21 protein-coding genes are annotated in these 21,012 nt (G+C 64.4%); 12 read left to right on the forward strand and 9 right to left on the reverse strand.

Annotation, left to right across the window (positions count from 1 at the left end; translation table 11 throughout):
* Positions 1-72 precede the first annotated feature (72 nt).
* Both CT676_RS00185 and tyrS read right to left on the reverse strand, forming a co-directional pair.
* Entirely contained in the window at positions 73-1,332 is a 1,260-nt protein-coding gene (locus CT676_RS00185) for an MFS transporter (protein WP_135213501.1), read from the reverse strand.
* Positions 1,333-1,388: 56 nt separating this feature from the next.
* Complete coding sequence (gene tyrS / locus CT676_RS00190) at positions 1,389-2,642, reverse strand: tyrosine--tRNA ligase (RefSeq protein WP_135213502.1); 1,254 nt, start codon at positions 2,640-2,642, stop codon at positions 1,389-1,391.
* 163 nt (positions 2,643-2,805) lie between these two features.
* On the opposite strand from tyrS, the gene CT676_RS00195 reads away from it, so the two are divergent.
* The 3 genes from CT676_RS00195 to CT676_RS00205 all read left to right on the forward strand — a co-directional run bounded on the left by CT676_RS00195 (position 2,806) and on the right by CT676_RS00205 (position 5,033).
* Entirely contained in the window at positions 2,806-3,909 is a 1,104-nt protein-coding gene (locus CT676_RS00195; protein WP_135213503.1) for an anhydro-N-acetylmuramic acid kinase, read from the forward strand.
* Between the two features lie 112 nt (positions 3,910-4,021).
* Positions 4,022-4,699 (forward strand): glutathione S-transferase family protein, encoded by a 678-nt coding sequence (locus tag CT676_RS00200; RefSeq protein ID WP_135213504.1) that lies wholly within the window; start codon positions 4,022-4,024, stop codon positions 4,697-4,699.
* A gap of 10 nt (positions 4,700-4,709) precedes the next feature.
* Complete coding sequence (locus CT676_RS00205; protein ID WP_135213505.1) at positions 4,710-5,033, forward strand: multidrug efflux SMR transporter; 324 nt, start codon at positions 4,710-4,712, stop codon at positions 5,031-5,033.
* On the opposite strand, the gene CT676_RS00210 is transcribed toward CT676_RS00205, so the two are convergent.
* Together CT676_RS00210 and CT676_RS00215 are read right to left on the reverse strand one after the other, a co-directional pair.
* A complete protein-coding gene (locus CT676_RS00210) occupies positions 5,030-5,542 on the reverse strand; it encodes a DUF1697 domain-containing protein (protein ID WP_135213506.1) in 513 nt (170 codons plus the stop codon). The two genes, CT676_RS00205 and CT676_RS00210, sit on opposite strands and share 4 nt — an antisense overlap.
* 8 nt (positions 5,543-5,550) lie before the next feature.
* Positions 5,551-6,198, reverse strand: coding sequence for an alpha/beta hydrolase (locus CT676_RS00215; RefSeq protein WP_014495555.1), 648 nt, complete (start codon positions 6,196-6,198; stop codon positions 5,551-5,553).
* Between the two features lie 345 nt (positions 6,199-6,543).
* On the opposite strand from CT676_RS00215, the gene CT676_RS00220 reads away from it, so the two are divergent.
* The 8 genes from CT676_RS00220 to CT676_RS00255 all read left to right on the forward strand — a co-directional run bounded on the left by CT676_RS00220 (position 6,544) and on the right by CT676_RS00255 (position 14,098).
* On the forward strand, positions 6,544-7,683 hold the full coding sequence (locus CT676_RS00220; protein WP_135213507.1) for a cysteine desulfurase family protein: 1,140 nt from the start codon (positions 6,544-6,546) through the stop codon (positions 7,681-7,683).
* Between the two features lie 115 nt (positions 7,684-7,798).
* On the forward strand, positions 7,799-9,295 hold the full coding sequence (gene sufB, locus CT676_RS00225; RefSeq protein ID WP_135213508.1) for a Fe-S cluster assembly protein SufB: 1,497 nt from the start codon (positions 7,799-7,801) through the stop codon (positions 9,293-9,295).
* Positions 9,296-9,357: 62 nt separating this feature from the next.
* On the forward strand, positions 9,358-10,110 hold the full coding sequence (gene sufC, locus CT676_RS00230; protein ID WP_028161255.1) for a Fe-S cluster assembly ATPase SufC: 753 nt from the start codon (positions 9,358-9,360) through the stop codon (positions 10,108-10,110).
* A gap of 11 nt (positions 10,111-10,121) precedes the next feature.
* Positions 10,122-11,426, forward strand: coding sequence for a Fe-S cluster assembly protein SufD (gene sufD, locus CT676_RS00235; RefSeq protein ID WP_135213509.1), 1,305 nt, complete (start codon positions 10,122-10,124; stop codon positions 11,424-11,426).
* A complete protein-coding gene (locus CT676_RS00240; protein ID WP_135213510.1) occupies positions 11,423-12,670 on the forward strand; it encodes a cysteine desulfurase in 1,248 nt (415 codons plus the stop codon). The genes sufD and CT676_RS00240 overlap by 4 nt, the downstream gene beginning before the upstream one ends.
* Entirely contained in the window at positions 12,667-13,038 is a 372-nt protein-coding gene (locus tag CT676_RS00245; protein WP_014495549.1) for an SUF system Fe-S cluster assembly protein, read from the forward strand. The genes CT676_RS00240 and CT676_RS00245 overlap by 4 nt, the downstream gene beginning before the upstream one ends.
* 49 nt (positions 13,039-13,087) lie before the next feature.
* Positions 13,088-13,498, forward strand: coding sequence for an iron-sulfur cluster assembly accessory protein (locus CT676_RS00250; RefSeq protein WP_071914312.1), 411 nt, complete (start codon positions 13,088-13,090; stop codon positions 13,496-13,498).
* A gap of 162 nt (positions 13,499-13,660) precedes the next feature.
* Positions 13,661-14,098 (forward strand): TfoX/Sxy family protein, encoded by a 438-nt coding sequence (locus tag CT676_RS00255; RefSeq protein WP_135213511.1) that lies wholly within the window; start codon positions 13,661-13,663, stop codon positions 14,096-14,098.
* Between the two features lie 100 nt (positions 14,099-14,198).
* On the opposite strand, the gene fabA is transcribed toward CT676_RS00255, so the two are convergent.
* The 4 genes from fabA to CT676_RS00275 form a co-directional block, all read right to left on the reverse strand.
* Positions 14,199-14,729: a bifunctional 3-hydroxydecanoyl-ACP dehydratase/trans-2-decenoyl-ACP isomerase gene (gene fabA / locus CT676_RS00260; RefSeq protein ID WP_135213512.1), complete on the reverse strand. Its 531-nt coding sequence runs from the start codon at positions 14,727-14,729 to the stop codon at positions 14,199-14,201.
* Between the two features lie 104 nt (positions 14,730-14,833).
* Positions 14,834-15,901: a GGDEF domain-containing protein gene (locus CT676_RS00265; protein WP_039149102.1), complete on the reverse strand. Its 1,068-nt coding sequence runs from the start codon at positions 15,899-15,901 to the stop codon at positions 14,834-14,836.
* Between the two features lie 165 nt (positions 15,902-16,066).
* Positions 16,067-17,605 carry a DEAD/DEAH box helicase gene (locus tag CT676_RS00270; RefSeq protein WP_063983517.1) on the reverse strand — a complete coding sequence of 513 codons (1,539 nt, stop codon included), beginning with the start codon at positions 17,603-17,605 and terminating at the stop codon, positions 16,067-16,069.
* A gap of 300 nt (positions 17,606-17,905) precedes the next feature.
* Positions 17,906-18,913: a helix-turn-helix transcriptional regulator gene (locus CT676_RS00275; protein WP_135213513.1), complete on the reverse strand. Its 1,008-nt coding sequence runs from the start codon at positions 18,911-18,913 to the stop codon at positions 17,906-17,908.
* A 200-nt stretch (positions 18,914-19,113) separates the two neighbouring features.
* On the opposite strand from CT676_RS00275, the gene CT676_RS00280 reads away from it, so the two are divergent.
* Positions 19,114-20,634, forward strand: coding sequence for a caspase family protein (locus CT676_RS00280; RefSeq protein WP_135213514.1), 1,521 nt, complete (start codon positions 19,114-19,116; stop codon positions 20,632-20,634).
* A 44-nt stretch (positions 20,635-20,678) separates the two neighbouring features.
* Here CT676_RS00280 and CT676_RS00285 read toward each other — a convergent pair whose 3' ends face one another.
* Positions 20,679-20,963: a hypothetical protein gene (locus CT676_RS00285; protein ID WP_063983514.1), complete on the reverse strand. Its 285-nt coding sequence runs from the start codon at positions 20,961-20,963 to the stop codon at positions 20,679-20,681.
* Positions 20,964-21,012: the final 49 nt, after the last annotated feature.

Below are 21,012 nucleotides of genomic sequence, written 5' to 3' on the forward strand. Positions count from 1 at the left end.
CGCACGCGGCGGAGCGTGTGTCGCCCGTAATTTCCCGGTGACGCGGAGGGATGCAGGTTACGTCGGGGAGACCTACTCCCGCAAGGCGGGGACAATCAGAAATGGAATCATTCCGAGGATCACGCTCGCAAGTGCGAAGACGAGCAGGAGATTGTAGCCGTGCGTGAAGTCGTGGATGAGGCCGCCGCTCCATGAGCCGAACGCCGAGCCCAATCCGCTGCCGATCGAGATGGTGCCGAAGATCGTGCCGACGCGCTTGCCGCGAAAAATCTTCATGGCGGTCGCTGTGATCAGCGGGCCGCGCGAGCCCATCATGCTGCCGAAGCAGACGACGAAGCCGGTGAGCAGGATGACGTTCGGATAATACTGCAAGAGCCAGAGCAGGACGATGCCGATGATCGAGATCGCGTAGCTGAGCAGCACCGAGGGCCGGCGCCCGATCAGCCCGTCGAGCGCGGATACGCCGAGCATGCCGAACACCAGCACCACGCCCGAAAAACCCCAGGCGGTCGCGGCCTGGAGCGGCGGAAAGCCGGCGTCGATGAGATAGGCCACGATCTGCGCGGCGATCGAATACATGCCGACCGCGGTGAAGAAGAAGGTCGAGAACAGCGCCCAGAAGGCGTGGTGGCGCATCGCGCTCGCAAGCGTCCAGCCGTTGTCGATGAAATCAGGATCGGTCTTCTTGCTGACACGCGGCGAGCCGAGCGCGAACATGCGCCAGGGCAGAAGCAGCAGCGGCACGAGCAAACCGAGCGCGGCGAAGCCGTAGACCTGATAGGCTTCACGCCAGCCGAGATGATCGATCAAAAGCTGCGAGGTCGGGAGCAGCGCCAGCACGCCGCCGCCCATCGCCGAATAGACCACCGACATCGCGGTCGGCAGCCGTGGCCCGAACCAGCGGCCGAGCAGGATCGAGTTCGGCACAATGCCGATGAAGGCGACGCCAATGCCGACGCAGAGGCCGATCGAGAGCTGAAATTGCCAGAGCGCCTGCGCGTGCGCAGCGATCAGGAAGGCCGAGCCGAGCAGGAAAAGTCCGAGTGCGTAGACGATGCGCGGTCCGGAATGGTCGAACAGGCGCCCGACCAGTGGCGCGGTCAGCCCGCTGATCAACCACGTCAGTGAGTAGATCGAGACGACCTGCGCACGGTCCCAGCCGAAGTTTTCGGAGATCGGCTTGAGAAAGACAGTGAAGCTCTCGCTGAGGCCGCGGCCGAGGACGGCGAGCGTGAAGCACAGCGCGAGCACGACGAGTGCGGTGCGCACCGCATCTCGCTGCGTGCGTTCGTCTTGTTCCCTCGAAGCTTCCCTGGGCGTGTTCTGATCCATTGCCGGTCAGGGAGCGCGCTTCGGCGCGCCCTGACAAGCATCAAAAGCTCATACGCCTATGCAGGCCGGATCAGGACGTGCTTCTTCTTGCCGAAGGACAGCTTGATCACGCCCTCGGGCGTCAGATTGGCCGCAGACAGCGCCATCTTCTCGTCGCTGACGGACTCGTCGTTGACGCGCAGGCCGCCGCCCTTGATCTGGCGCCGTGCCTCGCCATTGGAGGCAACCAGGCCTGCCTTGACGAAGGCGTTGAGCACGCCGAGGCCGGCGTCCAGCTCGCCGCGCGGAATTTCCACCGTCGGCAGGCTTTCGGCCAGCGCGCCTTCCTCGAAGGTGCGGCGCGCGGTTTCAGCCGCTTGGTTTGCCGCGTCGCGGCCGTGCAAGAGCGCGGTCGCCTCGGTCGCAAGCACCTTCTTGGCCTCGTTGATCTCCGAGCCGCCGAGCGCCTCGAGCTTCCTGATCTCGCTCATCGGCAGCGTCGTGAACAGCTTCAGGAATTTGCCGACGTCGGCGTCCTCGGTGTTGCGCCAGTATTGCCAGAAATCATACGGCGAGAACTGGTCGGCGTTCAGCCAGACCGCGCCCTGCGCGGTCTTGCCCATCTTGGCGCCGGATGCGGTCGTCAGCAGCGGCGTCGTCAGCGCGAACAGCTGGTGGGTGCCCATGCGGCGGCCGAGATCGACGCCCATGATGATGTTGCCCCACTGGTCCGAGCCGCCCATCTGCAATTTGCAACCGGTGCGCTTGGCGAGCTCGACGAAGTCGTAGGCCTGGCAGACCATGTAGTTGAACTCGATGAAACTCATCTCCTGCTCGCGCTCGAGGCGCAGCCGCACGGAGTCCATGGTCAGCATGCGGTTGACCGAGAAATGCCGGCCGACGTCGCGCAGCATCTCGATCCAGTTGAGTTTTGTCAGCCACTCCGCATTGTCGAGCATGATTGCGTCGCTCTTGCCGTCGCCGTAGCGCAGCACCTTTGCGAACACGCCGCGGATCGACTCTTTGTTGGCCTCGATCTCGGCGACGGTGCGCATCGCGCGGGTCTCGTCCTTGCCGGAGGGATCGCCGACCATGGTGGTGCCGCCGCCCATCAGCGTAATCGGCTTGTTGCCGGACTGCTGGAGCCAGTGCAGCATCATCATGGTCAGGTAGTTGCCGATGTGCAGCGAGCGGGCGGTGCAATCGTAGCCGACATAGGTGGTCGCTTCGCCCTTGGCGGCGAGCGCGTCCAGCCCCTCGAAATCGGAGCACTGGTGGATGAAACCACGTTCCTGCAGGGTATTGAGGAAATCCGATTTAAATGCAGTCATCTGTCGGCGAGCCTGACAATTCTTGGTTTACTGTTTCGGGTGCAATTTAAGGGTCTCCCGTGGGAACTCGATTGCCACCCGCCACTTTGCCTGTGGCATTATAAGATGTGTCCCTCTGGCACAAGATCGGCATGCCGGAGGGGGCTCTTGAGGACGCTGATCCATGATGTTGACGGCACTCGGTTTGATGAGCGGCACCTCGCTGGACGGGGTGGACGTCGCGCTGATCGAAACCGACGGAAAGCAAGTGAAGGCGTTCGGGCCGTCCGGCTACCGGGCCTACAGCCCGGCGGAGCGCAATCTGCTGCGCCAGGCGCTGAGCGGGGCCGTACACCTGCCGCGACGCGACGCCCGCCCGGGCGTTCTGGCCGAGGCCGAGCGCGCGGTGACGCTGGCCCATGCCGAGGCTGTGGCAGCCTTCATCGCCCAAAACCGGATGAAGCCGGAGGACATCGACATCGTCGGCTTCCACGGCCAGACGGTGCTGCATCGCCCCGAGAAGCGGCTGACGGTCCAGATCGGCGATGCGCCGGCGCTGGCCAGGGCGATCCATATCCCCGTGATGCACGACTTCCGCGCCGCCGACGTCGAGGCCGGCGGGCAGGGCGCGCCGTTCGTGCCGGTCTACCACCGGGCGCTCGTCCATTCGCTGGAGCGCGAAGGGCCGATCGTCGTCGTCAATATCGGCGGTGTCTCCAACATCACCTATATCGACGGCAACGACACGCTGATCGCCTGCGACACCGGACCGGGCAACGCGCTGCTTGACGATTTCATGTACCGCACCATGAACCAGGCCTTCGATGCGGAAGGAAAGTTCGCAGCGCTCGGCAAGGCGGACGAAGCCTGGATCGCGCGGGCGCTGGAACTGCCGTTCTTCGCGGCTCCGCCACCGAAATCGCTCGACCGCAACGACTTTGCCGCGCTGAAGCTTGGCGACGTCCCGCCGGCCGACGGCGCCGCGACCCTGACCGCCTTCACTTCGGCGGCGATCGCCCGGATCATCTCGCTCCTGCCGCGCCGGCCGCGGAGCTGGATCGTCTGCGGCGGCGGCGCCCGCAACCTCACCATGCTGCGTATGCTGCGGGAGCGGGTAGGGTCGGCCACCGTCGAGGCCGCCGAGACGCTCGGCTGGGCCTCCGACGCCATCGAGGCGCAGGCCTTCGGCTTCCTGGCCGCCCGCGGCCTCAAGGGCCTGCCGCTGTCCTACCCGGCCACCACCGGCGTGCCGATGCCGATGACGGGCGGCGTGATGGCGCGGCCCTGAGGTCCGGGCCTTAGGATCCAAGGACGGTTGATGCAAATGCATCGATCTTGACGTGTGAATGCAATTGCATCTATATTTGATGCAGTTGCATCAAACCGCCGGGATCATTGCCATGACCGCTTCACTGAAACTCATCAGCCACAAGCTCTGCCCCTATGTGCAGCGTGCCGTGATCGCGCTCAACGAGAAAGGCGTGCCGTTCGAACGGATCGACATCGATCTCGCCAACAAGCCCGACTGGTTTTTGAAACTCTCGCCGCTCGGCAAGGTGCCGGTCCTGGTGGTGACGACGGAGAAGGGCGAGGTCGCGTTGTTCGAGAGCAACGTGATCTGCGAATACATCGAGGAGACGCAGGCAGGCCTCAAGCTGCATCCGGCGGATCCATTGAAGCGCGCCGAACATCGCGCCTGGATGGAGTTCGGCTCGGCGATCCTCGGTGACCTCTGGGGTCTGGAGACCACGACCGATCCGGCGACGTTCGAAAGCAAGCGCCAGGCGGTTGCGGCGAAATTCGCGCGCGTGGAGGCAGCGCTCGGCGCAGGGCCTTACTTCGCAGGCGATGCGTTCAGCCTCGTGGACGCGGTCTTCGCCCCGATCTTCCGCTATTTCGACCTGTTCGACGAACTGACCGAGCACGGCATCTTCAGCGATCTGCCGAAGGTCCGCGCGTGGCGCGTGGAGCTTGCGAGACGTCCGAGCGTGCGCGCCGCGGTCGGCGCGGACTATCCGCAATTGCTGCGTGCCTTCCTGGTGCGCCACGACGCGCATCTGCTGAAGCTTGCGGCCTGAGCGCACGCCAATGTCGCAATCCATGGCCTGGCTGATGCTGGTGATCGCCGGTGCGCTCGATGTCGGCTGGGCGATCTCGATGAAATATGCGGAAGGCTACACGCGCGCAGGCTGGAGCATCGTCTCGCTCGTGCTGCTCGCCGCCTTCGTCTTCCTGCTCGGACGCGCTTTGCAGGTGCTGGAGGTCGGCGTCGCCTATTCGGTGTGGACCGGCATCGGCGCGGCCGGCACCTTCCTGCTGGGCGTCGTGCTGTTCGGCGAGACCTTGAGCGCGATGAAGCTTGCCGGCATCGCGCTCGTGCTGATGGGGATCGCCGCGCTCAAGCTGGCCTAGATCTCCGCGGCCATCTTCGCGAGCGTTGCGACGGTATTCATGTTGCGCGCGGTGCCGGTCTTGGCGGCGGGGATGACGAGCTTCGACGTCCCCATGCCGTCGCCATAATGCACGTAAATCTCGCGGCGGCCGAGGCGGAGCTCTTCGCTGTTCCGGCCGCGGATGTTGGCAAGCGCGTCTTCAGGTGGCGCCCTGTCGAGGAAGATCGCGACGGTGCGATTGGGCGTAGCCTTTGGAAAAGGATTGTCGGCCGAGACTTGCGCCATCTCGGCGGCGCTACGCACGAGCACCCCGACCGGCGCGCCGGCGTAGGCGTGCAGGCGCTTTTCGAGGGCGGTCTTGATTGCAGCTTCCGACTTGCGGCTCGTGAAGACGACGTTGCCGCTCGCAATATAGGTGCGCACGGCGGCGAAGCCGAGCTCTTCGCACATGGCCTTGAGCTCGCTCATCGGCAGCTTGCCGGTGCCGCCGACATTGACGGCACGCAGCAAGGCGACGAAGGAGCCCATTTGAGGCCTTAGCGCACGTTGGCGAGGCGCATGTCGAGATAGGCCGTGATGGTTTCCATCAGCGGCTCGAGCTTGGCGTCGAAGAAGTGGTTGGCGCCGGGGATGACCTGTTGGTCGATCACGATGCCCTTCTGCGTCTTCAGCTTCTCGACCAGCGTGTTGACGTCCTTGGGCGGCACCACCGCATCCTTCTCGCCATGCACGATCAGCCCCGACGAGGGGCAGGGCGCCAGGAACGAGAAGTCGTAGAGGTTGGCGGGCGGCGCGATCGAGATGAAACCCTCAACCTCGGGACGGCGCATCAACAGCTGCATGCCGATCCAGGCACCGAACGAGAAGCCCGCGACCCAGCATGCGCGTGCTTCGGGATTGATGGTCTGCGCCCAGTCGAGGGCTGCGGCAGCATCCGACAGTTCGCCGGTGCCGTGGTCGAACGAGCCCTGGCTGCGGCCGACGCCGCGGAAGTTGAAGCGCAGCACCGAGAAGCCGCGATGCGCGAAGGCGTAGTAGCACTGGTACACGATCTGATGGTTCATCGTGCCGTGAAACTGCGGATGCGGATGCAGGATCATCGCGATCGGCGCGTTCTTCTGCTTGGCCGGGTGATAGCGGCCTTCGAGACGGCCAGCAGGGCCGGTGAAAATGACTTCAGGCATGATGATCTCTTGATTGATCCCTTGAAGACGCTCTTCAGCAATCAACCGATTGTGCGGACTTCATCGACTGCTGTGCCGATCAAACCGCGAATGGAAGAGTGGAGCGGCGCCCTCGGATGGTGCGCGAGCGGCGCGCGGTGAACTGACGCGGGCGTTCTAACATGAGGCGAGGGTCAAAAAGCAAGCATCTTGAACATCCCGCAATGGGCTCAAGATGTTAGCGCGTCATGGCGGCGTCATTGAACGGTGGGGATTCGGAATCGAGTTGCCAAGCGCTCCACGGGGGCCCATGTCGGGCTCCAGGACGGGCACACCAGCTTGATCCATGGAGTAACATAATACCTCATGCAGAGTCGTGTCTATCTCGACTGGAATGCGACCTCGCCGCTCCGCGCCGAAGTGCGGACCGCGATGCTTGCAGCCTGGGAGCTGATCGGCAATCCGTCCTCGGTTCATGCCGAGGGTCGCGAGGCTCGCCGGCTGGTCGAGGAAGCCCGCGCCACGCTCGCGGCAGCCGTCGGTGCATTGCCGAGGAACGTCGTCTTCACCTCAGCCGGAACCGAGGCCAATGCGTTGGCGCTGTCGCCCGGTCTGCGGGGGGCGTCCGGCGGCCCCGTCGAGCGCCTGTTGGTCTCGGCCGTCGAGCATGCCTCGGTGCTGTCGGGCGGCCGATTCCCACCGGAGAAGGTCAGCCAGATCCCGGTCACACGCGCCGGCGTGATCGACCTCGACCGTCTGCAGGCTTTGCTCGGTGACGGCCCACCGGCGCTGGTCTCCATCATGGCTGCGAACAACGAGACCGGCGCAATTCAGCCGATCGCAGAGGCTGCTGGTATCGTCCACGAGGCGGGGGGGCTCCTGCACGTCGATGCGATCCAGGCGCTGGGGAAAATCCCGTTCGATATCAAGACTGTGGACGCAGACCTTGCGACCTTTTCCGCGCACAAGATCGGCGGCCCCAAGGGCGTCGGCGCGCTGGTCCTGGCGGAGGGGATCGCCGGACTGGAACCCGTGCTGCGGGGCGGCGGGCAGGAGCTGAGCCGGCGCGCGGGAACCGAGAATGTCGCCGGCATCGCCGGCTTCGGGGCGGCGGTGAGAGCGGCCCTTCAGGCTCTGCCGGAGGATGCGGAGCGGATGGCAACCCTCAGAGATTCCTTGGAAAATGGTATCCGCGGGATTGCCGGGGCGATGGTCTTCGCGGATGACATCAAGCGGTTGCCAAATACCACCCTTTTCACTGCCCCCGGCCTGAAGGCCGAAACCGCCGTGATCGGCTTCGATCTCGAAGGCGTGGCTGTGTCCTCGGGCTCGGCCTGTTCATCAGGCAAGGTGCAGCCGTCTCACGTGCTGTCGGCGATGGGGTATGATGCCACCCTTGCCCAGGGAGCGGTGCGTCTCAGTCTGGGCTGGTCCACGGAACCAGATGACATCAACAGGACGTTAGAGGCTTGGCGAAAGCTTGGTAATACCCTACTTAGAGCCTAAGCGACGAAACACGGCTTGAACGGTTCTAAGCGCGTGCTTTCTGCCGAAAAACATCGTAATACTCGTCCAAGTTTGTGATCCACCGCGGTCCTTGAAACCGCGAGCGGAGGATAGAATGCCAGCCGTGCAAGAGACGGTCGAGCGCGTGAAGCGCATCGACGTCGATCAGTATCGTTATGGGTTTGAGACCCTGATCGAGTCCGACAAGGCCCCCAAGGGACTGTCGGAAGAGACCGTCAAGTTCATCTCCGAGAAGAAGAACGAACCCGCCTGGATGCTCCAGTGGCGGCTCGAGGCCTATCGGCGCTGGCTGACCATGACCGAGCCTACCTGGGCGCGCGTCGACTATCCCAAGATCGACTTCCAGGACCTCTATTACTACGCGGCGCCGAAGCCGAAGAAGACGGTCACCTCGCTCGACGAGATCGATCCGGAGATTCTGAAGACCTACGAGAAGCTCGGCATTCCCCTGCGGGAAGTCGCGATGCTCGAAGGCGTCGAGCCGAAGCCCGGCGAGGAAGATCCGGCCCGGCGCAAGATCGCGGTCGACGCGGTCTTCGATTCGGTCTCGGTTGCGACCACGTTCAAGGCCGAGCTGAAGAAGGCCGGCGTGATCTTCATGCCGATCTCGGAGGCGATCCGCGAGCATCCCGAGCTGGTGCAGAAATATCTGGGCTCGGTGGTTCCGACCTCGGACAATTTCTACGCGACGCTGAACTCGGCGGTGTTCTCCGACGGCTCGTTCGTCTACGTGCCGCCGGGCGTGCGCTGCCCGATGGAGCTGTCGACCTATTTCCGCATCAACGAGCGCAACACCGGCCAGTTCGAGCGCACGCTGATCATCGCCGACAAGGGTTCTTACGTCAGCTATCTCGAAGGCTGCACCGCGCCGCAGCGCGATGAGAACCAGCTGCACGCCGCCGTGGTCGAGCTCGTTGCGCACGATGATGCCGAGATCAAATACTCGACGGTGCAGAACTGGTATCCCGGCAATTCGGAAGGCAAGGGCGGCATCTACAATTTCGTCACCAAGCGTGGCGACTGCCGTGGCGACCGGTCCAAGATTTCCTGGACCCAGGTCGAGACCGGCTCCGCCATCACCTGGAAGTACCCGAGCTGCATCCTGCGTGGCGACAATTCCAGCGGTGAGTTCTACTCGATCGCGATCTCGAACGGTTTCCAGCAGGTCGATTCGGGCACCAAGATGATCCACCTCGGCAAGAACACGTCGAGCCGGATCATCTCGAAGGGCATCGCCGCCGGCAAGTCGCAGAACACCTATCGCGGGCTCGTCACCGCGCACCGGAAAGCGACCGGCGCGCGCAACTTCACGGCGTGCGATTCCCTGTTGATCGGTGACAAATGCGGCGCGCACACCGTGCCGTATATCGAGGCCAAAAACTCCTCGGCGACGTTCGAGCACGAGGCGACGACCTCGAAGATCTCCGAGGACGTGCTGTTCTATTGCATCCAGCGCGGCCTCACCCAGGAAGAAGCCGTCGGCCTCGTCGTCAACGGTTTCGTCAAGGACGTGCTTCAGCAGCTGCCGATGGAATTCGCGGTGGAAGCGCAGAAGCTGATCTCGATCTCGCTTGAAGGGTCGGTCGGCTAATCGCCGACCCTCGCGGTGCGCTACGGCGCTCCATGCATCATTTGAATAGACTGGACACCAAGATGGCTTTGCTTGAAGTGAAGGATTTGAAGGTTCGTGTCGAAGAGCGTGAGATCCTCCACGGGCTGACGCTGACCGTGAACGAGGGCGAGGTTCACGCGATCATGGGGCCGAACGGCTCCGGCAAATCGACGCTCTCCCACGTCATCGCCGGCAAGCCCGGCTACGAGGTTACCGACGGCCAGATCCTGTTCAAGGGCGAGGACCTGCTGGAGATGGATCCCAACGAGCGCGCCGCGAAGGGCGTGTTCCTGGCGTTCCAGTATCCGGTCGAGATTCCCGGCGTCGCCACCATGACCTTCCTGCGCACCGCACTGAACGCGCAGCGCAAGGCGCGCGGCGAAAGCGAATATTCGACCCCGGACTTCCTGAGGAAGGTCCGCGAGGTCTCGAAGTCGCTGAACATCCCGCAGGACATGCTCAAGCGCGGCGTCAATGTCGGCTTCTCCGGCGGTGAGAAGAAGCGCAACGAGGTGCTGCAGATGGCGCTGTTCGAGCCGAGCCTGTGCATCCTCGACGAGATGGATTCCGGCCTCGACATCGACGCGCTGCGCATTGCGGCCGACGGCGTCAACGCGCTGCGCTCGCCCAAGCGCGCGATGGTCGTCATCACCCATTATCAGCGGCTGCTGAACTACATCGTGCCCGACGTCGTGCACGTGATGTCGAAGGGCCGTGTCGTGAAGAGCGGCGGCAAGGACTTGGCGCTGGAGCTGGAAGCGTCCGGCTACGCCCAGTTCGAGGATGCCGCGTAAGGAATTTTAGGATGAACGTTGCTGTGGCAAAGACCGGAAACGGCCGTGCGGTGAGCGATCTCTTCGCCAGCGCCGAAGGCCGCCTGCCGGGTTCGCCTTCTGTGATCGCGGTACGCCGCGAGGCGTTCGAGACCTATGAGCGTCTCGGCCTGCCGCATCGCCGGATCGAGGAATGGAAATACACCGACCTGCGTGCACTGGTCGGCGAGGTGCTGCCGCTTGCAGCCAGCCCCGATGCGGCCGCGCTGAAGCGTGCCGCGGATGCCGTCAAGGCGCATGCGATCGAAGGCGCCCGCAAGCTGGTGCTGGTCGACGGCGTGTTCGCGGCCGATCTCTCCGACGTCAAGGCGCTTGCCTCTGAGGCGGGCCTCAAGATGCTGCGGGAAGCGCTGGAGAAGGACGCAGGTCTCCTGAAGACCGCGGCCACCGATGCCGTGATCGCGCTGAATGCGGCGCTGGCAACCGACGGCGTCGTGTTGTCGATCGCCGACGGTTCGCAGCTGTCCGCGCCGATCCAGATCATCCACATCGCGACCGCTTCGTCCGCGTCGGCTTTCAGCCGTTCACAGATCGCGGTCGGGAACGGCGCTCGCGCCACCATCATCGAGAGCTTTGTTGCGGCCGGTGCCAAGGCCTACCAGGTCAACGACGCCGTCATCCTCTCGGTCGGCGACAATGCCGACGTCGGGCATATCCGCCTGTTGGACGATGCACCCGACGCAGTGAATGTGACTTCGCAGTTCGTCACGGTCGGCGCGAACACGAAGCTCAATTTCTTCAACATGACGACTGGCGCTGCCGTCAGCCGCCTCCAGGGCTTCATCACGATGGCGGGCGAGGGCAGCGACCTCTCCGTCAACGGCGTGAACCTGCTCCAGAAGACCGAGCACGGCGACACCACGCTGGTGGTCGATCATGCCGTGCCGAACTGCGTCAGCCGCGAGGTCTTCCGCGCGGTGATCGACGATCGCGCCCATTCGGTGTTCCAGGGCCGCATCATCGTCCGTCCCGACGCGCAGAAGACCGACGGCAAGATGATGACCCGCGCGCTGCTGCTTTCGGACGAAGCCGAGGCCGACAACAAGCCGGAGCTCGAGATCTTCGCCGATGACGTCTCCTGCGGCCACGGCGCCACTGCCGGCGCGCTCGACGACAGCCTGCTGTTCTACCTGAAGGCGCGCGGCCTCCCGGAGAAGCAGGCCCAGGCGCTGCTGATCCAGGCTTTCGTGGGTGAGGCGATCGAGCAGATCGCCGATGACGGTTTGCGCGAGCACGTGATCGGTATCGCCGAGCGCTGGCTGGAGCGGCGCCAATGAGCACGCATCCCGCAGTCAAGAACGGTGCCTACGACGTCGCACGCGTGCGCCAGGATTTTCCGGCGCTCGCCATGCAGGTCTACGGCAAGCCGCTGGTCTATCTCGACAACGCCGCCTCGGCGCAGAAGCCGAGCGCCGTGCTCGACCGCATGACGCAGGCCTATACGTCCGAATACGCCAACGTGCATCGCGGCCTGCATTACCTCGCCAATGCCGCCACCGAGGCCTATGAGGGCGGTCGCAGCAAGGTTGCGCAGTTCATCAACGCGCCGCGGACCGAAGAGGTCATCTTCACCCGCAACGCGACGGAGGCGATCAACCTCGTCGCGTCGTCCTGGGGCGAACCGAACATCAAAGAGGGCGACGAGATCGTCATCTCGATCATGGAGCACCACTCCAACATCGTGCCGTGGCATTTCCTCAGGGAACGCCATGGCGCCGTGATCAAGTGGGCGCCGGTCGACGACGAGGGTAACTTCCTCATCGACGAGTTCGAGAAGCTGCTGACGTCGAAGACCAAGCTGGTCGCGATCACGCAGATGTCGAACGCGCTCGGCACCATTGTGCCGATCAAGGACGTCGTGAAAATCGCCCACGCCCGCGGCATTCCCGTGCTCGTCGACGGCAGCCAGGGTGCAGTGCATCTGCCTGTCGACGTCCAGGATCTCGGCTGCGATTTCTATGTCTTTACCGGCCACAAGGTCTACGGGCCGACCGGCATCGGCATCCTCTGGGCCAAGTACGACCACCTCGTCGCGATGCGTCCCTATAACGGCGGCGGCGAGATGATCCGCGAGGTCTCGCGCGACATCGTCACCTATGGCGATCCCCCGCACAAGTTCGAGGCCGGCACGCCCGCGATCGTCGAGGCCGTGGGCCTTGGCGCGGCCATCGACTACGTCAGTTCGATCGGCAAGGAGCGCATCGCCGCCCACGAGCACGATCTCACCACCTACGCCCAGGACCGGCTGCGCGAGATCAATTCGCTGCGGCTGATCGGCACCGCCCGGGGCAAGGGCCCGGTGATCTCCTTCGAGCTCAAGGGCGCCCACGCCCACGACGTCGCCACCGTGATCGACCGCCAGGGCATCGCCGTGCGCGCCGGCACCCATTGCGTGATGCCGCTTTTAGAGCGGTTCAACGTGACTGCCACCTGCCGGGCGTCGTTCGGCATGTATAATACGCGGGAAGAAGTCGATCATCTGGCACAGGCGCTGTTGAAGGCGCGGGATTTGTTCGCATGAGTGACACGGCCGAAGTCAAAGCCAATCCGATGGAGACCCAGTCGGCGCTGCCGCCTGAGGAGACCGAGCGTCTCACCACCGAGATCATCGCGGGCCTCAAGACCGTGTTCGATCCGGAGATCCCGGCTGACATCTACGAACTCGGCCTGATCTACAAGGTCGAGATCAAGGACGACCGCTCGGTTGACGTCCAGATGACGCTGACGACGCCGAACTGCCCGGCTGCCGGCGAGCTCCCGACCATGGTCGAGAACGCGGTCGCCAGCGTCCCCGGCGTCGGCGTGGTCGACGTCAAGGTCGTCTGGGAGCCGCCGTGGTCGCCGGAACGCATGAGCGACGAGGCCCGCCTCGTGCTCAACATGTGGTGACGCGTAACTCTGGCATTGAATTCGCTCAGCAACGGACCACATCACTGACATGACACAGATATCGTCCGGCCCAACACCAGCATCCACTCCGAAACCGCGGCGCCCGCGTCCGCAGGTGATGCGGCTGACCGATGCCGCCGCCCAGCGCATCAGCGAGCTGACGAGCCGCGCCGATTCCGAGATCGTGGGCCTGCGCGTCGGCGTGAAGAACGGCGGCTGTGCCGGCCAGTCCTACACGGTCGAATACGCCCATGATGTCCGCCCGACCGACGAGGTCGTCGAGGACAAGGGCGTCAAGATCCTGGTCGATCCCAAGGCCGTGCTGTTCCTGCTCGGCACCGAGATGGACTACAAGGCCGACAAGATGCAGGCCCAGTTCGTCTTCAACAACCCCAACCAGGTCTCCGCCTGCGGCTGCGGCGAGTCGGTCGAGCTGCGGCCCGCGAAGATCGACGGGTAAGTCGCTGTCGTCCCCGCGAACGCGGGGACCCATACCGCGTGATCTGGCGATGACGCTCGGTATCAGTACCAAGCTTTCCTGGCTGGTAGTCTTCGCTAAACTCCTCCCTGTGGTTATGGGTCCCCGCGTTCGCGGGGACGACCGTGGGGAGACAGCTTGGCCATGGACCGCGAATTCCTGATCGACCTGTTCGCCGATTTCGGCCCCGTCACCATCCGAAAAATGTTCTCCGGCTACGGCATCTCCGCCGACGGCATCAACTTCGCGCTCGCCTTGCGCGCGGGCCTGTTCTTCCGCGCCGACGAGGTCACCATCCCGGACTTTGAAGCGGAAGGCTCGAAGCCGTTCCAGTATTCGACCCGCGCCAAAACCGTGCTGGTGAATTCCTATTGGGAATTGCCGGCGCGCCTGTTCGACGATTCCGAGGAGCTTGCGCAATGGGCGAGGGCAGCGCTCGCCACCGCCCAGCGCGCCAAGGTGAAGAAGCGGCCGAAGGGGAAGAAGGCGGTGGCGAAGAAAACGCCGGCGAAGAAGACTGTGAAGAAGCGAGCAGCCAAGAAAGCGGTTCGTAGGGTGGGCAAAGCGACTCGTCCGCCGTAGCTCGTAGAGCGAAGGCGGAAGCGTGCCCACCGTTCAGGATAAAGGTGCTGGAGAGATGGTGGGCACGGCGCCTGCGCGCCTTTGCCCACCCTACGAGACCTCAGTCCACCGCCTTGGTCAGTCCGACCCTCATGTCCTTGGCCATGAAGACGCAGACTCCATCGGCAAGCACACGACCGCCGGCAATTCCGAGCACCAGCTTGCCGCGCCGGACCATACGCATGGCGACCTCGTAGCGCACGCAGCCCGTGTCGGGTGTGATGGATCCCGTGACGTCGACCTCGCCGACGCCGATGGCGCGGCCCTTGCCCGGTGAACCCGACCAGCCGAGCCAGTAGCCGATCATCTGCCACATCGCATCCAGGCAGAGACTTCCCGGCATCATCGCGTCACCGCGATAGTGGGAATCGAAGAACCAGTGGCCGGGCACAATGTCGAGCTCGCCGACTATGTGGCCCTTGCCGAACTCGCCGCCGTCCAGGCTGATCTCGGTGATGCGATCCATCATGAGCATCGGCGGGGCCGGCAATTGCGCGTTGCCCGGGCCGAAATAGCCGCCGTCGCTCGATCTCAGCAGTTCATCCCTGGTGTACGACGGCTGCGGTGTGTGAAAGTCATGGGGATTGGGCAAGACGACAAGTCCTCTCGACGCTCGTAGTCGGGCGGCGGGGAAGATGTCGTTCGGCGGGTTGGAATGTCAAGCGCCGGCCGTTTCTTCGGCGCGCTGCTTCGGCGTCAGGCCACCCGGCTGTGCGACTCGATCGCGAACTCCGGATCGGCCTCGCAGATCACGCGGTTGCGCCCGTTGCGCTTGGCGGCATAGAGGCAGGCATCGGCACGCTCGATCAGTGCGTCGGGATCGTCGCCCTGCTTGAGCATGGAGACGCCGACGGAGATGGTGACGCGGCCGAGGATCTCGCCGGTCGATTTCTTCTTCAATTCCTTCGCCATCACGGCGCGGCGGATGTGATCTGCAACGGTGAGGGCCTGGCGCAGCGCCGTGTTGGGCAGCAGGACCGCGAATTCCTCGCCGCCATAGCGCGCGGTGATGTCCTGTCCCTTGATGGTCTGCTTCATGGACAGGCCGACCAGCCGCAACACCTGGTCGCCGGTGAGATGGCCGTAGGAATCGTTGAACGATTTGAAATGATCGATGTCGAACAGCAGCAGCGACAGTGGCTCGCCCGAGGCGAGCGCGCTCTGCACGGCCATGCCGATCATGCGATCGAAATATTTGCGATTGCCCAATCCCGTAAGCGGATCGGTCAGGCTCTCGGCGCGGATCGCCTCCAGGCTCTGCTGGAGATTGCTGATCTCGTTCTTGGACAGGGTCAGCCGGTCTTCCAGCGCCTTGTTGGTCTCGCGCATCTCGCTGGTCGAACGCAGCAGCGTCTCGACGATCGACTTGATCTGGTCGCGGTTCTTGGCCGACGACAGTTGCTCGGTCGCGCCCGACAGGCTGGCATCGTAGGAGCCGGTCATCCCGAGCGCTTCGCTCAGCACCGTCATCACGTCGTCGATCTCGCCGATGACGCGTGCGCCGACCTTGTCGATGCGGTCGGTGGTCTTGATGTGGGAAAGATAGGTCTCGTAGATCTGCTCGAGATCGCCTTCGGTCAGCTTGCCGTGGCGCGCCAGCGTCTCGTTGATGATCTTGTTGAGCGGCGCGTTATAGCCGGTGGCGTAGACGTACCAGATCTCGTAATTGCGGGGAATTGCAGTCTGTCGAAGCGAGCGGATCTGACCGAGAGCCACTTCGGCGAACGCCATCGTGCGTTCGTGTTCGTCGAGCACCTTGACCACTGAACATACCCCACAGCGGTCGGTGCGCCATCGACCGCAGCAATACTTAAATTATGTTCGCAGGCTAACGGACGATCGTGAACGCTCTGTAAACAGACGTTCGCGAATGCATCAGAATAAGTGTGAAGCGGCTCTGCTCAACCGAACCTGAGTCGCGCCGGCGCGTCAGGCGCCGGCGGGAGAACGCACTGGCCGGAGCAGAAACGCCGGAAGGTGCGAGTGATCGCCGGGCTCGGTATCGGCCTCGCGCTGGCGGCGCGGCTCGGGGCGGCCGATCGACGGCACATGCGATGGATTGGCTTGCTGGCGCGATCCACCGCGCGGCTCCGATGATTGCTTCGCTTCACGCGGAGGCCTCGCCTCCCGTGCGGGCCTCGGCTCACGTGCAGGTCTCGCTTCAGGAGCGGGCTGTGTCTCTGCGGAAGGCCTCGCCTCGCCGCGCGGTTCGCGGGGCTCGTGGCTGCGCTCACGATCGCGGCCACGCTGCGGCTTGCCGCGTCCGCCGCGGGAACGTTCACGGTCGCGCCCGCGCGGTTCGCGCGAACGTGCGCTCTGCTCGCCTGCGTCCGCGGGCACTTCGAAATCGCCCTCGGCGCGCGGAATGCTCTGGCCGATCAGCTTCTCGATCGCCACCATCGACTTCTGGTCGAGCGGCGTCACGAGCGAGATCGCCATACCGGACCGGCCGGCGCGGCCGGTGCGGCCGACGCGGTGAACATAGTCGTCGGGGTGGTGGGGGACGTCGAAATTGAAGACGTGGCTGACCTCAGGGATGTCGAGGCCGCGGGCGGCAACATCGGAGGCGACCAGCAGCGGCAGTTCGCCCTTGCGGAACTGTTCGAGCGCCGCCGTGCGGGCCGACTGGTCCATGTCGCCATGCAGGGCGCCGACGCTGAAACCATGCTTTTGCAGTGATTTGTGAACGACGGCGACCTCGCGCTTGCGATTGCAGAAGATGATCGCGTTCTGGAGATCCTTGGCCTCGCGCAGCAGGCGTCGCAGCAATTCACGCTTCTCATGCGCCTCGCGCCCGGCCGGGACCTGACACTGCGTGACGGTCACGGCGGTGGTGGCGGGCTTGGAGACCTCGACCTTCTGCGGATTATGCAGGAAGGTCTCGGTGATGCGCCGGATTTCCGGCGGCATGGTCGCGGTGAAGAACAGGGTCTGCCGCGTGAACGGGACGAGCTTGCAGACGCGCTCGATGTCGGGAATGAAGCCCATGTCCAGCATGCGGTCGGCTTCGTCGATGACGAGCAGCTCGACGCCGGTGAGCAGCAGGCCGCCGCGCTCGGTGTGGTCGAGCAGGCGGCCGGGGGTGGCGATCAGCACGTCGACGCCGCGCGTCAGCTTGGCATCCTGGTCGCCGAAGGATACGCCGCCGATCAGCAGGGCGACGTTGAGCTTCTGGCCGGCGCCGTAGCGGTCGAAGTTTTCCTTCACCTGCGCCGCGAGCTCGCGGGTCGGCTCCAGGATCAGCGTGCGCGGCATGCGCGCGCGGGCGCGACCCTTTTCGAGGATGGTGAGCATCGGCAGCACGAAGGCCGCGGTCTTGCCGGTGCCGGTCTGGGCGATGCCGAGCACATCCTTGCGTGCGAGGACGTGGGGGATCGCCTGTTCCTGAATGGGGGTGGGGGTGGTGTAACCGGTGGCCGCCACTGCGGCGAGGACTTTTTCAGACAGTCCGAGATTTGAAAAGGACATTGAGCCTCTGGTCGAAACCGCCGTTCGGAATCGAGAGTAATTAAGGCTGTCGCGTTCCACCCCGAAACGGCGCGCTCTCAAAGAAGCTGGGGGTGCTGACTCACGCGAACAAAGCGCAAGGCTCAAGAATCGGTCTTCGATCTGAGCCGCGTCGCCCTGGAACATAGGCGGGAATCGGCCAAAGTCAATGGAGCGGGCGCGGGAAGACCCTAAAAAACCTGAGGTTTTTGCTCAAATAGCGGGCCCGGCTGGGCTTTTCCGCCTCCACCGTCAACCGGGCGATAGCTGCCGGAGGGACGGCTAACGCCCCTCCGGGCCCCGGGCCCGGAAATCGCCGGGGGCCATTCCGTAGGCGGCGTTGAAGACCCGGTAATAGGTCGCCAGGCTCTCGAAGCCGCAGGAGGTCGCGATATCAGCGATCAGCCGGTCCGGCGCCTCGCGCATCAGGCGGCGGCTCTGTTTCAGGCGTTCGTCCGTCACGGTCTGCGAAAAGCTCTTCGCCGCGGCTTCGAACAGCATGTGCAGGTGACGCACGGACACACCGAGCTGGTCAGCCACCATCGTCGGCGCCAGATCGGGGTCTTGCAGATAGCGCGCGATCAGGCGACGCGCCTGTGAGAGCCGGGCGGTCCGCAGCGCGGCCTGCCCACGGCGGCTGCCGGGCCGCACGATGCCGCGCTCGATCAGCGCCAGATGGGCCAAGGCCTGGACGAGCGAGGCTTGATCCAAGGCCTGATCCAAGGAGGTCTGGGCGACTGAGGTCGCATCAGTGGCGCCGTTATCGCCTGCGGCGGCCTCATCGAGGTCGGCGAAGCAGGCGCCGAGCAGGGGCGCCAGGCCGGGATCGTTGAACGTCCGGGGCGCAAGCTCGCGCATGCGCCTGTCCTGCGTGGAGAGGCTGCTCACGGGGATCTTCAGGATGCGCAGGTGGAAGCCGCCTGCGCCGAGCGGCGCGGTGCGATAGGGCTGGTCGGTATGGCTGGTGGCGAAGCTGCCGTTGGCGATCGCAAAGTCGCCGGTGCGCATGCCGCCGAACCAGCCGCCGCTGCCGAGCTGCTGGTAGACGCAGATGCTGTCGCCGGGCGCGTAGGCGATGTCGGAGTTGCTGCGCTCGACCGTGTAGTGCGACGCCTTCAGCTCGACGAGCCCACCGCCGCCGAGCTGGCGCAGCGAGAATTCGCCGTAGAAGTCCGCGCGGCGCTCGCGCTCGAGTTCGGCGGTGACGCCGAACAGGCCCTTGGACCGGACCTCGCGCCAATAGTCGAACCGGTCATGCGGCTCGACCTCGTTAGTACACCATCGATACACGGCAGCCCCCGCTTGCAGCGCAGCTTCCTAGAAAAAGCAGATTCCGGAGGAATCTGCCATAGTCCAGATGACGGAACCCGTGGGCTCTGCGCGTTGAACCGTCGATATGGCTGGACCGACTATCATCAACGGCAGAGGGTTCCAATGAATCGCTGTTCGAGGGGGCCGGCGGAGCGCCGTTCTGCAACGGGAATTTTACGATGACGCGTCGGCTTTTCAGAATTCTGGCGGCCCTTGGCCTTGCGGTGAGCCTGAGCGGCTTCGCGCTGCCCGCACAAGCCGAGAAGCGCGTTGCGCTCGTCGTCGGCAACAACGACTACAGGAACGTCCCCAAGCTCCTCAAGGCGGTCAACGACGCCCGCACCATGGGCGATACACTGAAGCAGCTCGGTTTCTCGGTGATGGTCGCCGAGAACCAGAGCCGGCAGCAATTCTCCGAGACGCTGCTCGCGTTCGACAGGACGATCGAGCCCGGCGACACCGCATTCTTCTTCTACGCCGGCCACGGCTTCGAGATCGCGGGCCAGAACTACCTGTTGCCGACTGACGTACCGGCGGCGACCGAAGGGCAGGAAGAGCCGGTGCGCGACGCTTCCATCCTGGCCGACCGCATCGTCGAGCGCCTTCAGAACAAGAAGGCGCGCACGTCGATTCTGGTGTTCGACGCCTGCCGCAACAACCCGTTCGAGCGCAAAGGCACCCGCGCGGTCGCCGGCGGCGGCGGCCTCGCGCCGATGGTGCAGCTGCCCGAAGGCGTGTTCTCGGTGTTCTCCGCAGGTCCCCGCCAGACCGCACTCGATCGTCTCTCCAACGACGACGCCAATCCCAATTCGGTGTTCACGCGCACCTTCGCCAAGGAGCTGCTCCAGCCCGGCGAGAACCTGGTGCAGGTGGCGCAGCGCACCCGCCGTCTCGTCAGCGAGATGGCCGACACCGTCAAGCACAGGCAGGTGCCGGTCTATTTCGACCAGATGGTCGACGACGTCTTCCTCAGCGGCGTTGCCAAGGACGCGACGGCCGCTGCGCGCCCGGCCGATCCGCCGCCGCAGAAGCTCGCGGCTCTCCCGCCGGTGTCGGTACCGCGCGTGCCGAAGGAAGAAACCACCAACGCGCCGATCGCCAGCTTCTCGCGCCACAATGGCGGCTGGAGCGTGGTGTTCTCCTTCGCCGACCCGACGCTCGGTATTTCCTGGCGCATGGCCGGCAATGGCGATTTCCGCGAGACCGGCTTCATCGACACGCTCGATCCGCGTACGCGCAAGCGGATGCCGAACCCGTCGATCGAATTGCCGCCGGATGCGCAGGCCGGCACCATCGAGGTCCGCTATGTCGATCAGTCCGGCGACATGCAGGGGCCATTCCCGATCAAGTTCGATCCCGAGGCCGCGCTGATCCGCGACCAGCGCAAGATTCTCGACATGACCGCGACGAGCTGGCTGTCGTTCCGCGAGTTCAACGGGCTGCTCGTCTATTACACGCATCTCGTGTCCTACCGGTGCGCCATCCGCGAGGTGCGCATCGGCATCGACACCGCCGTTCCGAACCAGGTGTTGAAGATGCCGGGCTGCGACATGCGCGATCCCAGCGCGATCAGCGCCGGCATGCCGCTCTACATGAAGCTTGCCCCGGCGACGCAGTTCGTCTCGGTGGAACTGACCTACCGCGATGGCAGCGTGTCGGAAATCAAGAGTTTTCGGGCCGCGAACCGCAGCAACAACTGAGCGGTCTGCCATTGTTGGGCGGCGAGCGCAGTTGGCGCGGGAAACTAGCCGCGACGCTTCCCGATGTAGCGCTTGATGGCGTCGATCGCTTCCATCAAGGGCGGCGCAAGCGAGAAGAACGTCCCCATGGCGATCGAGATGACCACATGGCGAAGCAGGACCTTCTCCTGTTCCTCGAACGGATAGCCGTTCTGGTCGATCCGTGCCGGCGCGAGCGTTCCCGCCTCCTGAGGATCCGGCTTCCGCGGCTTGCGCGGCGGCAGCATGATCACGACGAAAAGCACGTTGATCAGCAGCCAGATGCCAAGCACTATCAGTATGGTGCGCAACGCGGGATCATCCTGAAATCAATCGAAATTATCAGCAACGCTACCGGCC

Origin of the sequence: Bradyrhizobium sp. MOS001 (genome assembly GCF_004634465.1) — a bacterium.
Taxonomy (GTDB): domain Bacteria; phylum Pseudomonadota; class Alphaproteobacteria; order Rhizobiales; family Xanthobacteraceae; genus Bradyrhizobium; species Bradyrhizobium barranii.